Annotated in this window: 10 protein-coding genes; 3 read left to right on the forward strand and 7 right to left on the reverse strand. The window is 54.4% G+C overall.

Annotation, left to right across the window (positions count from 1 at the left end; all coding sequences use genetic code 11):
• Window positions 1-15: 15 nt before the first annotated feature.
• Window positions 16-2,148, forward strand: coding sequence for a TonB-dependent siderophore receptor (locus tag A6R74_RS15260; protein WP_064235333.1), 2,133 nt, complete (start codon window positions 16-18; stop codon window positions 2,146-2,148).
• Window positions 2,149-2,324: 176 nt separating this feature from the next.
• Here A6R74_RS15260 and A6R74_RS15265 read toward each other — a convergent pair whose 3' ends face one another.
• From A6R74_RS15265 to A6R74_RS15275, 3 genes are all read right to left on the reverse strand, one after another.
• Complete coding sequence (locus tag A6R74_RS15265) at window positions 2,325-2,990, reverse strand: LysE family translocator (RefSeq protein ID WP_064235334.1); 666 nt, start codon at window positions 2,988-2,990, stop codon at window positions 2,325-2,327.
• A gap of 1 nt (window position 2,991) precedes the next feature.
• Entirely contained in the window at window positions 2,992-3,762 is a 771-nt protein-coding gene (locus tag A6R74_RS15270; protein WP_064235335.1) for a 2OG-Fe(II) oxygenase, read from the reverse strand.
• 102 nt (window positions 3,763-3,864) lie between these two features.
• A complete protein-coding gene (locus tag A6R74_RS15275) occupies window positions 3,865-4,497 on the reverse strand; it encodes a hypothetical protein (RefSeq protein WP_064235336.1) in 633 nt (210 codons plus the stop codon).
• Between the two features lie 87 nt (window positions 4,498-4,584).
• Here A6R74_RS15275 and A6R74_RS15280 point away from each other — a divergent pair, with 87 nt between their 5' ends.
• Window positions 4,585-5,580, forward strand: coding sequence for a LysR family transcriptional regulator (locus A6R74_RS15280; protein WP_064235337.1), 996 nt, complete (start codon window positions 4,585-4,587; stop codon window positions 5,578-5,580).
• A 149-nt stretch (window positions 5,581-5,729) separates the two neighbouring features.
• Complete coding sequence (locus A6R74_RS15285; protein ID WP_064235338.1) at window positions 5,730-6,284, forward strand: zf-TFIIB domain-containing protein; 555 nt, start codon at window positions 5,730-5,732, stop codon at window positions 6,282-6,284.
• 111 nt (window positions 6,285-6,395) lie between these two features.
• Here A6R74_RS15285 and A6R74_RS22650 read toward each other — a convergent pair whose 3' ends face one another.
• From A6R74_RS22650 to A6R74_RS15305, 4 genes are all read right to left on the reverse strand, one after another.
• Window positions 6,396-7,451, reverse strand: a complete 1,056-nt coding sequence (locus A6R74_RS22650; protein WP_125410302.1) for a hypothetical protein — start codon at window positions 7,449-7,451, stop codon at window positions 6,396-6,398.
• Between the two features lie 163 nt (window positions 7,452-7,614).
• The gene (locus A6R74_RS15295) at window positions 7,615-12,534 is read right to left on the reverse strand and encodes a DNA repair ATPase (RefSeq protein WP_240488246.1); all 4,920 of its coding nucleotides are present in this window, start codon (window positions 12,532-12,534) and stop codon (window positions 7,615-7,617) included.
• Window positions 12,535-12,689: 155 nt separating this feature from the next.
• Window positions 12,690-14,621, reverse strand: a complete 1,932-nt coding sequence (locus A6R74_RS15300; protein WP_064235341.1) for a hypothetical protein — start codon at window positions 14,619-14,621, stop codon at window positions 12,690-12,692.
• Window positions 14,622-14,644: 23 nt separating this feature from the next.
• Window positions 14,645-15,277 carry a hypothetical protein gene (locus tag A6R74_RS15305; RefSeq protein ID WP_064235342.1) on the reverse strand — a complete coding sequence of 211 codons (633 nt, stop codon included), beginning with the start codon at window positions 15,275-15,277 and terminating at the stop codon, window positions 14,645-14,647.
• Between the last annotated feature and the right edge of the window lie 436 nt (window positions 15,278-15,713).

Consider the following 15,713-nt stretch of genomic DNA (forward strand, 5'->3'; position numbering starts at 1 on the left):
GGATCTATACCCCCCATGCTTCGCTCCCGAACCATTGCGCTGTTTTCGCCGCTGCTACTGCTGAACCCGCTGCCCTATGCCTACGCTCAACAAGCCAACGAGGCCGCTTCAGAAACAGTTTCAGACACAGTTTCAAAAACAATGATCGTCACCTCGGATCGCCTCACTGACGTAACCCCGCAGAGCTATCGTGCCCAGCGTTCCCGTTTGGCCAGCAACCAGCCGGTGTCGTTCCTGGAAGAAGCCCGCACGGTGGAAACCGTCACCGCCCAGGTAATGGCCGATCATAATATCGACAGCCTCAACGAAGCGATGGCGATGGTCGCGGGGGTAACCGAAGGCAACAATATGGGCGGCACCGAAGACGGCTTTATCAAGCGCGGTTTTGGTAGCAACAGCGATGGTTCGACGCTGATCGATGGCATTCGCCAGCCCCGCGGCACCTTCTCCATGGCGACGGTGGATCATGTCGAGGTGCTCAAGGGGCCAGCCTCGCTCTTTCAAGGCCAGCAGGATCCTGGTGGGGTGATCAACCTGGTGACCAAACGCCCGGAGTACGAGTGGCAGCGCGAGATCAGCGCCGAAGCCACCTCCCTGGGAGGCGGCAATGCCAGCGTGGATGTCACCGGCCCGCTTGCCGATACCGGGCTGGCCTTCCGGTTTATCGTTCACCATGAAGATGAGGACTCCTTTCGCGACTTCAGTAATAACCGACGAACGATCGTTGCCCCTTCGCTGCGCTGGGAAGGCAGCGACAGTCGTGCGCAGATCTCTTATGAGTATCGCGACTACGACTTGGATCTGGATCGCGGCACGGTGATGATCGACGGCGAGCCCGCCAAGGTGCCCAACGACCGCCGTTTCGACGAACCCTGGTCACGGGTATTCGGTCACGACGAAGCCGTTACCGCCTGGTGGGAACAGGATATCAATGACGACTGGTCGACAAGATTGACCTACGGCTGGAACCGCCGCCAGTACAGCGATGGCCAACCGCGGGTACTGCGCGTAAATGAAGACACCGCAGCGCTAACCCGCCGTGCCGATGCTAACTACGGTTTTGACCGCCGCGTGCAATATACCGCCTGGGATACTACCGGCACCGCCACCCTGGCAGGGATGCGCCACGACCTCACGATCGGTGTGGATCATGAGCGCCAGCGGGATTATCTGGCCGAGGTGTATCGCGGCACGGCGGTGACGGATCAAAATATTTACGACATGAGCTACGGTGGCCTGAACCTGGATAGCGATAGCCTTAACAACTCGCTTAGCCAGCGCTTGGATGAGATCAATACCACGGGCGTCTACTTGAATGACCGCTGGCACTTCAACGACCGCTGGACGCTGGGGCTAGGCGGGCGCTACACCCACTACGAGCAGTTTGGTGGCCGTGGCCGCCCCTTCGTGACCGCCACTGATATCAGCGACGATATCTTCCTACCATCGGTCAGCCTGCTGCATCGCTTGACTCCGGAGACGTCTGTTTACGCCAGCTATAGCGAAGCCTTTGTGCCGAATGGGGCCGACAGCGATACCGGCAAAACACTGGATCCCGAACACAGCATGGGCAGCGAAATCGGCGTTAAACACCTCTGGAATGACCAGTTCTCGTTAGCCGCTGCGCTGTTCGATATCCGCAAGGAGAATGTTGCCGTCTCCGACAACGGCGTGACCCGCACGGTAGGCGAAGCGGGCTCCCAGGGTGTGGAGCTAACGGTTTCCGGCCAGTTGACCGATCAGCTTTCACTGCTAGGGGCTTACGCCTACACCGATACCGAAGTACTCAAAGATACCGAAGGCACCCAGGGCAACGCGCTAACCAACGCCGCACGCCATACCGCCAGCCTTTATTTGGCACACGACCTAACCACCGCGCCTGGGCTGGGCAACTGGCGCCTGGGCGGCGGGGTACGCTACGTGGGCGAGCGCGAAGGCGACGCTGACAACAGCTTCCAGTTAGACGCCTACACCGTCGCCGATGCCTTTATCGGCTGGGATACGCCTTGGCTGGGCGACAACCTGCACTTGCAGCTCAACGCCAAGAACCTGTTCGACACCACTTACTACCCCTCAAGCGGCGGCAGCACCCGGGTAGTGGTCGGCGACCCACTGGAAGTTAGCTTGCAGGCATCGGTTAAGTTTTGAACAGGGAATCCCCTTTATAGGCTTTAACCAAAGGCGACGGCTGCCAAAGTCGGAAGACTAGTGCTTGAATACGCCCGATACAGTATATCGGGCGTTTTGAGGTGGAATAGGTGTCAATCTATTTCAGGGCTAGACAGAGCTACCAGTTATTCCCTGCACAAAATTTGAGCCCCTTCTCATTGTGAAAAACTGAACATCATTCCTCCAATCCCCCACAACAAACGCATCGAAAACGCGATGAGCAGCACTCCCATTAACCGCTCGAACCAGTGACCGATACGCAGAAAGCGCTCGCGAACAGGCGGGCTGGTGAAAACAAGGCTGACCAACACAAACCAACCGGCATTGACTAGGCACATCCAGCCGCCATAAAGCATTTGGATACGCAATGGCGTCGAATCACTGACCACAGTCGTGAACACGGCCAGGAAAAACAGCGTCGCCTTGGGGTTGGTCGCATTGGTCAGAAACCCCAGCGCGAACGACTGGTGAAAGCTCTTTGCCCCTGTCTCGGCTGAGGCATCCAGCGTCAGCCCGGCTGTGTGCTTGCCTGCCTGCCGGATGAACATAATGCCGAGATATAACAAGTAGGCTCCGCCCACCAACTCAGCCGCACTCAGTAACCAGGGTGTTGTGTGCATCAACGCGCCGACCCCCAGCAAGGTATAGATCACATGCACCGAGATACCGGCCCCAATGCCGACCGCCGTAGCGATGCCTAGACGCCTCCCATAGAGCACGCTCTGGCGAATCGTGACGGCGAAATCCGGCCCCGGCGCCACGACGGCAAGAAAGTGGATGGCGGCCAGGGCAAGAAATTCCCCCAGATAATCCGGTGTCATATCAACTCCAAAAGGAGAGCGGGGTCGCTGGGCCGCGATAACCCACGAAACAAGACAGGCTAAGTCGCACCCCTTCGGAGCCCGGTGTTACGGCATGCATCTTGCGTGAGTTGAACAGGATCAGGTCTCCGACCTCTGGGCATACCTCCAAAGTGGCCGCTCCCAGAAGCGTTGGATCAATGCCATAACTGTCACCTCGCATCTCATCGAAAGCCTCTGCAGACAGCTGCTGATCCCATATCTGCAGCGTGCCACCCTCGTCGGGCATGGATAGGTAGACGTTGGCAGCCATTTGCGCCTGTAAGCTACAAGCCTGGAAACTGTTGGGTGCGTCTTTGGCGAAGATATCGTGATGGGCCAGGAAAGTGACGCCTGGCTTAACAGCACGCGACAATCCGACATACATCTTTCGACCATATAGCGTTTGGAGCTGAGCACCTGCCGGCCATATTTCGTCCAATACACACCTGAGCAAATCGATAGGGGATACATAAGGTGCGCAGCGCTTCCTCAGTTCATTGATGTTGTCGAAAACACTTTCGAAATAATTAGCGATGAGTGGCGGCTTGTTCTCTGCTTCGTAAAAGGCCATCCCAATCCGGCCAATACTGGGTGCATTCAAGTATTTTTGAAGCCCGCGTTCCATGATCTGCTCGGAAAGCCTGCCGGCAATGTCCTTGTCAATAAAGTGACGTACACGAACCGCCAGAACTTCTTCACGCGCCAGCCTCTCGACCGCCCCCTGCTTTAAATCTTCCAGTTCGATCAACATACTTCCCCCTGTTAATTATCTTTGCAGCCACTTACCGGATGGCAGGCAACGTTTATTGGCGCCTATAACGTCACCGACATAAGCAGCGGGATCATGGCTAGGTCATTGAATGTCGTACTGAACGATTAACCGACCTTTCCTCAGGTTCGCCGACAATATCTGGAGGCCTTGCAGATCCGCCGTTTCCGCGACGTGAGTTCCGCCACATCCATAGGGTTTTAGTTCACCGAAGCCAACCTGACGGAATTGCTTTTCATCTACCTTGACCTTGCAAGGGAGGTTGCGAGCAATCAGGTCTTCACAAAGGTTTTGTACCGCTTCCACATCGACAGCCTGAGCATCGTCAGTAGGTTTAAAGGTCACTCGCGCCTCTCCGGGCCAGTGGTGTGCCTTGACGGGCCGCCAAGCGAACGCTTCAAGTGCGTGACCAATTAGATGTCCAGCCGAATGCAGCCTGGAATGACGTTGGCGTTGATCGACATTCACCCTGGCGAAAGCTGAACCAGAGCCAACCTCCTGGTGGGTGTAATGGATAATATTCCCGTCCACCACTTCCACAGCGAACACTTCCGCTTCATCGATCCAGCCCACGTCTGCGGGTTGCCCACCTCCCTGCGGGTGAAAGGGTGTTGCATTCAACCGCACGCTATACCCGCCATCAGCCAATTTTTCGCAATATATAACTTCAACTTCAGATTCCGTTATGCCCCCTTCCCAATACAACTTTCGCGTCATAGCTCGGCTCCTCTATTATTAATTATCAATTGTATTGATAAAGAACGGCTGCGATAATCCAACGTAAATTCAAATGTTCTTTGCCTCATGAGCACAAATCAGATGGTCGCCTTATTGGGCGAAATGGCGGTCTTCGTCAAGGTGGTCGAAACCGGCAGCTTTTCAGAAACGGCACGCCAGTTGGGCGCAACGCCCTCGGCAATCAGCCGCTCGGTTGCTCGCCTGGAGAAGGCGCTGGGTACCCGGCTGCTCCAGCGCACGACCCGCAAACTGCGACTCAGCGAAAGCGGGCATGAGGTTCATAGACGTTGCGTGGACATGGTGAGCGCAGCGCAGGCCGTGATGGCCGTTTCCGGGCAGTTCGACCCAGAACCACAAGGCTTGATACGCGTCAGTGTGCCGAAGGCGGTAGGACGTTTCGTCATCCACCCCCACATTCCTGACCTCCTGACGCGTTATCCCAAAATCGACGTTCAGTTACAGCTCAAGGACAGCTATGTGGACTTGATTGATGATCAGGTGGATCTGGCAATCCGCATTACTGATCGTCCTTCACCAGGTCTTATGGGGCGAAAGCTCATTGATATCGACCATATGCTTTGCGCGACGCCGGACTATCTCGAGCGTCACGGCACACCAGCGCATCCCCACGATTTGAAAATGCACAATTGCATTTTTCTGGGTGAGGAGCCCGGTGATTCTCGCTGGAAATTCCAGCTCGATGGAAAGAGCGTGAGCGTCAATGTGCGTGGCCGATATGCGGTCAATCACACCGGGGCAAGGCTTGATGCGGTGTTACAGCATCTTGGCATCGGCAGTTTGCCGTACTTCACCGCTCGCCATGCGTTGCAGCAGGGACATATCGTACAAGTACTTCCGGAATGGGAATTCAAGACCCATTATTATTGCGGCGAGGCCTGGGTGCTTTATCCACCGACTCGATATCTGCCGCCGAAACTTAGTGCTTTTATCAGTTTCATGGCCGAGCGACTGGGCCAGGAACCCACTTTGTATAAAAAGTCACCCCAGGAACTACTAGAGCTATCGTCCCCTCCCTACGAGTCGCCTGAGACGTCCTTTTAGTGGTCGGCGACCCACTGGAAGTTAGCTTGCAGGCATCGGTTAAGTTTTAAGTGTCAATTTCTCGGCGTGACAACTTGCTCTTAATTAGCCTTTGTGACAACTTTCATACATGAGAAAGATATCATGGACTTAACAGCAGGAACGCGCCGATGAAATGTACCGCATGCCAACAAGGGAACTTAGTCCCGAGCTTTATTGATGCTCTTTTCCGCAGTCATACTTGCGACAATTGCGGCGGCAATTGGATCTTGATTGAAGATTACATAAGCTGGAAAGAGCGTCACCCCGAACACGTATTTGATGACATTTGTGTCGAGAGCATTGAAGCTGAAGACACCGTAGGCGCGCTTATTTGCCCAATGACCGGCGGCATTATGAGTAAGTTTCGCATTACTAAAGACAATGCCCACCGAATCGACTACAGCGCCCGCGTTGGGGGCGTTTGGTTGAATAAAGGCGAGTGGGAAATGCTGATTGCGGAAGGACTCGCGGGCAACCTGAACAGCATACTGACAGATCCCTGGCAAAAGCGGATACGCCAGGAAAAAACCAGTGACACCTTTGAAAATCTTTATCGCAGCAAATTTGGCGAGTCCGATTATCAAAAAGCCTGCGACGTTCGTGAGTGGCTACACAACCACGCTCAAAAAGCTGACTTACGTGCTTTCTTAATGGCAGAAAATCCTTTCTCGGCTATTGATTAAGTGCTTTAGGCTAGTGCTTTAGATAAATGATTAGTCAGCCGCTGATAACCAGCGGCTGTTTTATCTATGCTGCATCATTAATCAATAACGCATGATTACACCTGGAGCGGCTTAGGGCGAGTCAAGATTGACCAAGTCACTACAGACGATGCGTACCTGCTCATCGGGCGTATATTCATTGGAAAAGAGATCAAGTCGACGATAATAGTGAGCAGCGCTGCTGATACGTTCGAAGTTGTCCATAAACAGGGCATGCGCGTCAATGGGGTCGATAACCCCCTTGAACAGCTCCATGGATACGAACTCGGCGGCGCTTTGCGGCCAGTTATCCATTCCGCTGAGCAGCTTGGCCGAGAACTCCATCATCATAGCCTGCCTATAGCGATTCGTTTCTTCACGATCGTAAAAACGGTGCTTTTCCGCGGTCAGCGACACCGCATCAAGCAGCGCTTGTTGCTCTGCGCTAGGCGCTTCGATCGCGTAAACGCGAGCCAGTTGTGATGCAACACACTGCTCTATCTCGGAGGCGGACAGGACAAAGTTATGAACGAAATAGGTGGTGTTGGATGCCTGCTCAAGACTCATCGGCTGCCATATTGTTGCAACGTCGTCATCGCGAGTCATCGCCCAAGCATCGCCCTGTGGCTGAATATTGAGACCATCAACAACCAGCAGCTCGAACATTTCGCGAAAAATGGGGAACTTTAAGTAGGTCGAATCGTCGCGAGGGTGTAGGAGAGTTTGATATTGTTCAAGCCGCGACATCTCAGGATCATTCAGACGTAACGTCATCGAATCGGAAACATTGGGTAAGCAATCATCATCACCTGAGTGACACGTAGGCGTATGATTCATTGGATGGCGGATAAGGTGCAGTACAACGGTGACCTGATCCCCATCCTGCTTGAACTGTCCATGCACGAGACGCTGGATTTCGAGGCCCCTCCTGACGGCTGTTAGCTGCGGGGCGACCATAACCATCTCCTCAGGAAGGCGAGGCATCACCGACTCAGCCCAGCTTGCCTGCCCAACCGATAAACCAATCAACAAATACCAGAAAAAGTGTTTCACCTGTAACCCCTCAAACTTTGATTTATAAGGCGATGGAGCTTGAATTGCCCTTATGGGCAGCAGTCCACATCGCATGGTTTTATTGGTTAAATACATTCCTGCAGCGCTTACACTCTGGGCTGTGAGCCGAACGTCCAAATATCACTAGCCATGCGGCTCCTCCCACCACAGAGGAACTCAGCCAAATCTTGGAACTCGTAGCACTGGTATTAGCTTCTCGTGAAATGGCAGGGTGTTAGCTCCTTTGTCCCAGTTGGTCTTAACTCTCCCCCGGCCCAGCCTTCCCCCACTGCCCAACCCCCTCCGCAATCAAGCTTAGTTGGCGCACCACCAAGGCACCGGTCTCTTCATTGCCCCCGGTTAATTGCCGACGCTGGAACTCTCGTTTGATATCTTCCCAACGCTGCTTTTCCGCTTCGTTCAAGGTGCCTCTAAGCTCTTTCAGCTTGAGTAGGTTCTCTTCGGCGCCCTGGGTTAATAGCTGCGCTTCGCCGACGTAGTGGTCATCAATGATCGCTTCAAGCTCGTCGTCGCTGAGGATCGGCGACATCTTCTCCGCCAAGCGATTCATATTGCGGTAACTGCCCTGCAACCGGAAAGAGGGTTCGGTGCGGTACTCATCGGCCTGGGCGCTGGAGGCGATATACTGCTGATTAACGCGCAGCACCACTTCACGGGCTTTAAACATATTCTTCAATACCGCGACAATCTCTTCCCGCTCTGCGGCGCTATAGTCGTGTTCAAAGTCAGTGCTCGGCACCTCGCGGCCCATGGCGATATCCACAAAGCGGTAGACGTCGTCCATGCCGCGCGTTGCCAAAGAGGCGAGCACCGTATTGGCGCTCATGGAATTCTCGATGTAGGAGAGCGCAAACACCTCCTCCATACCGCTTAACACATCGCCGAGGTTATAAACATCGGCGCGGTTGGCTAGCATATCGGGCACTTTGAACACATCACCGCTTTCGGTGTAGGGGTTACCCGCCATGGCGATACAGAAACGTTTACCGCGCATATCGTAGGTCTTGGTGCGCCCGTTCCAGATACCGTCTACCCGCCGGCTGCCGTCGCATAACGAGATAAACTTCTGCAAAAACTCCGGGTGAGTATGCTGAATATCATCCAGATAGAGCATCACGTTGTTGCCCATCTCAAAGGCGAGGTTGAGCTTGATCAGCTCTGCCCGGGCGGTGGAGTGGGTCGCCGCGTCAGGATCCAGCGAGGTCACATCATGTCCAAGGCTGGGGCAGTTAATCTTCATAAAGATCAGCCCCAGGCGGTTCGCCACATACTCCATCAGGGTGGTTTTACCGTAGCCGGGGGGCGAGATCATCATTAGCAAACCGCTGTTATCCGTTCGCCGCGTATCGCCTACCGTACCCATCTGCTTAGCCAGATTATCGCCAATAATGGGCAGGTAGCTTTCGGTAATCAGCTTGTTACGCACAAAGGAGTTGAGCGGTTTGGGCAGATACTCTTCGAGCCTCAACCGCTCCCGCTGCTCGCGGAGAATGAGCTGACGACGCTCTTGCAGTGCCGTCCAGTCGCGTATAACGACCTGCTCATGGTGGCGCAGTCGCTCCTGAAAGTCGTCGAGTTGAAGCGTGAGCTCCTGCTGCTCAAGCCGCCCGTGCTGACCCAGCAAGCCGGTAATGGTGAAGGCTAGCTCGACATTATGGGGCGCGGTGGCTAACCGATCCGCCGTATTGAGCATGGCAATCGCTTCAGGCAGGTAGTGCAGCAACGCCTCTTGCTTGGCTTGCCCGGCGTGAGCCTGGAGCCAGTGGGAAGTGATCACCCAGCGGGCGCCGGGGTTACCCGCCACCACGGCCAAGGCCTCTTGGAAGTGGGTATAGTGTCCCTGCTGCTGCATGGAGGTGGTAAAGCTCTCCACCAGGCTGGCGGCGTACTGGGTGACCGGAAAACGCGCTCCCTCTTCAGCCAGCTGGCGTACCAGAAAATCAGTGGCACTGCTTATCTCACTCACCGAGCACTTGATCTGTTGGGCCGTTACAAAGGCGTCAAGCTGCGGCTGTACTTCCTGGATCAAGGCGTTGAGCAGATCCTCGTTATTCATAATGCGGCACAGGATACCCGCCGATAGACAGCGGGTACGCAGGTTACGGGTCGCCTCTTCATCATGAATACGGTCGGCCCAGAACAGCATCCCCAGCGCTCGGGGCAATGGCCCAAAGCCTAGCAAACCGGCACTTTGGCGAGCCGGCCACAGGGTGCGTACGATTAACGCAGCATCGTGATCGTGGATGCCTTTTTCGTAGCTTTCGCGATAGCGCGGCGAGGCAAAATTGGCTATCTGACGCTGCAGCTCGCTGAAATTTTCCACATTAATGGGCTTAGCAACGGGCTGCGCCAGCTCGCTCATAAAACGATAGGCAAGGTACTCGGCGCGATAAACAGCGGGGCTCTCGGAAGGCAGCAGCATCCCCCAGTAGTCTTGCAGCTCGGTCAGCCGCTCGTCTTCCAGCGGCTCGTAATACTGGGTGCCCGTCAGGTGCAGCATGATGCGCTCCTGGCGAGGCACCAGGGTTAAATCGAGATGCTGCTGGTTGACGCTGAAGCGGTGACGCGGGCCCAAGCGAATAACATCGCCACCGGATTCATAGATATCAGAACGGTCGCGCACGCTACGCATAGCGGCATCTTGGGAGGAGCGTAGACGCCCGGCGATATCGTCCGCCTCAAGGTTGCCGCCCATTTCGCGTAGCTCATCGACCATGCTACGCACTTTGCCCACCATGGCATCCGCCGCGAAGAAGCTATGCAGCTCTTCCAGGGTTTCAAAGCGTTCCGTGCGCCGCTCCACATTGGCCAGGATTCGCTGGCTGGCATCGGTCAGAGTCGAAACGCGGCGTTGACGCTCATCCTGCAGCTGCTGGCGGCGGGCTTCGATGCTTTCGTGGGCGCTTTCACGCTGTTCGAGAATGGTGGTCAAAAATTCATCAAACTCACCGAACTGACTCTCCAACTCCTGGAGTTGGTCGAGGATGCGGGTCATTAGCTGATCGCAATCGTCGGGCTCCCGTAGCGCGCCGACACCGTTGGCCAGGCTCTGCTCAAACAGCCGAATCTGCGCTGCAAACTGTGCCTGGGCCTCGGCGCTCCCCTGCTCTCTTAAACGGATCTCGGCCTCAGAGCGCTGCTGATTAATCGAGGCGTAGATACTCGAGATATTCTCGGTAATTCGCGTCTGCTCGATAGCATCGCCGCCGGACATCGACGACAGTAGCCCTTGGATCATATCCAGGCCCGAGGTCAATTCGCGGTAACGCCCTACGCACTCTGCCAGCTGCTGGCGATTTTCCGCCTCACCTACCTGCTCTTTTAGTGCCGCCAGGGTTTCTCGGTAACCGTCCAAGGCTTCAGGCTGGGCAAGAAAACTGAAGGTCTGCTGGGTCAGCGACTGCTCCGCTTTATCCAGCGCTTGCTCTAACGCTTGCAAACGCTCTTCATCCAGGTAGCGGCGCTCGCGCAGCGCCATGAGCCGGCCACGATGGTCGCGTAGGTGTTTCAGGTAGGTGACGAATAGATCGGGGGTTTTCCAACTACTGGGCTTGAGCTCCCGCAGCAGCGCCGCCTGCTGTTTCTCAACTTCATCAAGCGCCTGGGCAGTCTGAGCACGAATCGCCTGAACTTTCTCATACTCATCAAGCATCAGTTCAGCGGTATGCTTTAGCTGTTCAAGCGCGGCGTGAATAGCTTGAAAGTCAGCTTCGCCAATCCAGTGGAACTGATTCAGCGTGCGGTCGACCCGACGAATAATGGCATTAAAGTGCCGCTCGGACGCCTGCTGCTCGTTAGCGAGTTGCACGATACTATTAAGCTCGGCAATGCCACGCACCAGATCAGGATTGCCGATTCGGCCTAGCGGCGTATCGTTACGCACCTCATCCTGGGCATGGAAGCGCTCCGACATAAAAGGCGTTGCCCATACCTGGATGGGATGAACCAGCGTTGGCTCATCTTCGGCATAAAAAATTGCCAGGTGGCCGTTTTCAAGTATCGCTGCCCCATGCCCCACCATGGGGGTATCGACCTGCTTGCGGATCAAGTTATAGCGGTAAAGCACCACCTGCCCGGTTTGTGGCGCGTAGAAGATATACAGAACATCTTCGCCGTTTGGCGAGCGCACCATGCGCTTGAAACGCAGGTCTTCCTCGGGCACTTCGTAGGTGGTCAACTCTCCAGAGTTTAAGTAGTAGCCAGAAGGAAATATCAGGCCATGATTTTCCGGCAGCTCAACCACCGAGCCCGCCATGGCATCGACGCGTTTCACATGCTGCTCGGCGCGATTGAAAAGGTAATAGCGCCACTGCTGCTCATTAAAGGGCAGGATACGAATCAGGATGACGGCACCAAGGTCGGCGTACTCAAAGCTGGCATCGTCCAGCGACTGGGAGTCTGACTCCACCGGGTCGGCAAATACACCCTCGCCGCTGCTGGTATTGTTCTCGATCTTGAAGGTAATGTTACCGCGCAGGTTATCAACAAAGACGGTATCAAGGATATTCAGGTGGGGCGCACGGCCCTGCTCCTGCATATCCCGGCCCGCTGTCTGCCAGGGAAAAGCGAAGCGGTCGGGAAACACCAGATCGCGCTCGCCGCGGTTATCGATATAGCGGCTCACCTCGCCGCTTGCAGCTAATTCCCAGCGGAAGACACGCAGGTCGCTAAGCTTTTCACCGATTTGAAAAGCAATCAGCAGTTTGTTGTTCAGGGTGACCTGTTGAACCAGCGTGGCATGGCTATAGTACTTCTGGAGTTCTTTGAAATCCTGAACAAAGCGGCTCTCGGTGAGAAAGCTATCCGCCATCGGTGCTTCGCTTAACTCAAGCCCCTCTTCATCGTCTTTGAGGTGGTAGAGCGCAAAGATATCGCTCGCTTCCAGTTCTTTACGCAACCCTAATTGAACATTGAAGCCAAACAGGATTTGCTCACCAATACGCACCATATCGCGGGCAATGGCGTTATTTTCGGTACGTACCCGGGCTCTTCCCAATAGCGCCATACTACTACTACCGAAAACATCAGCGCGGGCTGCGTTCAGCTCTCCAATCGAAGCGCCCAGTTCGCCGCCCTGGGTTCTCAACCGCCGCTGAATCGTCTCGAATGCGGTGCTTTCTCTGACGATATTTTCAACCGAAGAGTGCTCCTTCGACATAGTGTTCATCCTGAAAAAGTGCTCACTAGAAATAGCAAAGACCGCAATGGGGTAACAGTTGCGGTCTTAGGGCTTGTACGAAAAGTCACCGGCTGCTTAGGACGAGACTACCGGTAAGGGTGAGGCGGCTCTCCCCTTCGAGAGCCGCCCAGCCTTTAGGCAGACTCGGAAGACTTGCCTGGGTTCATAGCACGGCTCGCCAAGCCCGCCAGCGTGGCTTGCAGCGCGGGCGATTTATCGAGCACTCCTTGAACCGCTTTACCGTAGCCTAGCCCGGCGGTGAGTTTTTCAAACACATCGCTATCGCCGCCAATCAGTTCAAACTTGGCATTGTGCATCGCGGCAGCCATGACTTTGCCATTTTCGAGCATACCGATGCGCTGGGCTTCGATTTGCGCCATGACTTCTTTCTCGTGGACTTCCAGGTTCATGCGGAACTCTTCGAAGTGGCGAGCCTCTTCGGACATATTGTCGTAAGCGCGCAGCTTCTCGACCAAGCCATTGGCTTCGGCTTTGGCCATCGCTTCCCGGGCCTGCGCTTTTGCGGCACCCAGTTTCTCCTCGCCCATCGCCTCGGCTTCAAGGCGCTGTTCAAGAATACGCACTTCCGCCAGTCCAGCATCTTCATCGGCCTTCGCATTGGCCGTTTTAACTTCGGCCTGGGCAAAGCCTTCGCTACGCTGGGCGTGAGCACGTGCTTCCAGTACCTGTGCTTCGGCTAAGCCATCTGCCGCGGCAAGGGCTTGATGACCGCGCGCCTGCTTCTCTTCTGCAGCGGATTTCTTCTCTGCCGCATCCAGGTCTGCTTGCGCGCGAATAACCGCTTCTTCCGCCTCCAGTTTGGAGCGCTCAAACACCGCTTCTGCCGCGCGCACTTCTTTCAGTTTGCGCTCTTCGGCTTCGGCTTGAGCGGCGGTCAGGCGAGTGACCTTCTGGCGCTCTGCTTCAGCACGGTTGCGCACATCGTTAATATTCTCTTCTTCTTCCGCCACGCTGCGTTCAACCGCAATACGCTGGCTGGTAATTTCGGCAATCTCTTTGCGCTCCTCTTCCAGCGCTTTTTCCATTCCGATTCGTTCAATTTCTACCGCGCGCTCACGGGTAACGTCCTCAAGCTCTTTGGCTTGACGAATCCGCACCTCTTCGATCTGTACCGCACGCTCACGAGCCTTAATGGCCATTTCAATCTGACGCTGCTTGTTCTCATCGGCAATCGCCAGTTCTTCGTCGGTTTTAATCCGCGCGGCTTCGCTTTTCGCACGCTCTTGCTGAAGCACTTGTTCAGCTTCGGACTGTTCACGCGACTGCAGGCTTTCGATTTCACGACGTTGGCGCGCTTCGGCATCGGCCTGAGTGCGCTCCAGCTCTAACGCAGCTTCACGAGCGGAGACATTCTTACGCTGAATTTCTAGTTCTTGGTCGCGCTCTAGGCGGTTGGTTTCAACATTGTGCCGAGCGGTAATCTCAGTGATACATTTGATACCCTCTGAATCCAGAATATTGTTCGGATCCAGTGAGCTTTTCGGCGTTTGCTCTAAATAATCAATCGCAACGTCTTCGAGAATATAGCCATTCAGGTCTTGGCCAATGGTCTCAACGATGGCATCACGGAACTGCTGACGCTCTTCGAAGAGTTGCATGAAGTCCATTTTTTTACCGACGGTCTTCAATGCTTCGCTAAATTTGGCGTTAAACAACTCGTTAACGGCATCACGATCTGACGCACGGCCAACACCAACGGATTTAGCAACGCGCAAGACATCATCAGCGGTGGCATTAACCCGTAAGTAAAATGCCACGCTGATATCAGCACGCAAATTATCGCGACAGATCAGCCCTTCTTTCCCCGTCCGGTTAAGTTCAAGGGTAATAACAGAGATCTTCATCGTCTCTGAACGGTGAACCACGGGCAGCACCATAGCGCCGGTAAAGTAAACCTTGGGAGTCGTGGAAAGGTCATTGACGATCAATGCCTGCCCTTGGTCGATCTTCCGATAAAAGGCTTTAAAAAGTGACAGTATTACAAGCAGTGCAATAACAAGCACACAGACACTAACCAGTAGTGGCATGATCCACGACAAATCCATCTTTATCTCCTGCACTAAGGCAATTAATCGGCTAAGCCGGCTTCAAAATTTTTCTCAGACATCACCCAGTACGCGTCTTCATTAACCAGATACTGAATGATGATGGCACGCTCACCACGCACCAGCGTTGAGTCACTTCGTACTTGCAAAATAAGATGGTCGCCATTGATATGCGCATCGGCGCGACCTTTCTCTTTGGTCACCGTTGCTGAGCGCACAGTGCATTGCTTGCCTGTCAGTCGCTGCTCAATTGGCAGGTGTTGAGCGGGGCGGAAGAGGGGCCGCAAAGGACGAATTAGTAAGGAAGTTACGATAGTGGCAACTACAAAACCTAGAACCAGCACAGCGCCATTAAACAGCCACAGTAACAAGCCTGGGTTAAGGTACGTTCCCAGGAGCAGCGTAGCGAAGTAGCTAAACAGCCAGCCGGTTAATGCCACCAGTGTGATCACCAATGGCAAAGGAACGCCGTGCAAACCCAGCGTTGCCAGTAAGCCCCCCAACGCCAGCGAACTTCCATCGCCAACATCACCCTCTATGACATCGCTATCGGCCAACCCCGATAGCGAAAGTAACCAGTAAACAACAGCCACACATAGGAGTACCGTAAAAATCACGGTAGGAAAGGTAGTGATAATCGAAATAAATAGAGGCATGCGCCTGAAGTCCAGTAAGGCTAAATACAAGCGTCATCGATACCGAATGTCGCCATAAGTGATCGCCCTTTTCATTCTTGATGAGAAAGGGCGCTTCTACGAACAGTAGTATTAAGCTGACGCCAATTACCGCTTAGGCTTTGAGCTCGGATTAGATAGGGCTTTGCACTTTTGACAACGCCCCTTAAGTGCGAAGAAAAACTACAGCATCCACTAATAAAATCAATTCGGTCATCGATTTTTAAGAGATATCTTACAAAACCAATGGCGAATGTCTTACAAAATCTATAGCGAATGTCTTACAAAACTGGGTGCTCCCCACTGAAATGCTGACGATCTCGAGCAAATCGAAGCGGACTTGAGAGCATGCCGACATTGTAGAACCAGGCGTGTGATGTACTCGCAGCCTGAAAGAAGAGCCACTGCCAAAAGAGAT

Source organism: Halomonas sp. ALS9 (assembly GCF_001651035.1).
In the GTDB taxonomy this organism is placed as follows: domain Bacteria; phylum Pseudomonadota; class Gammaproteobacteria; order Pseudomonadales; family Halomonadaceae; genus Vreelandella.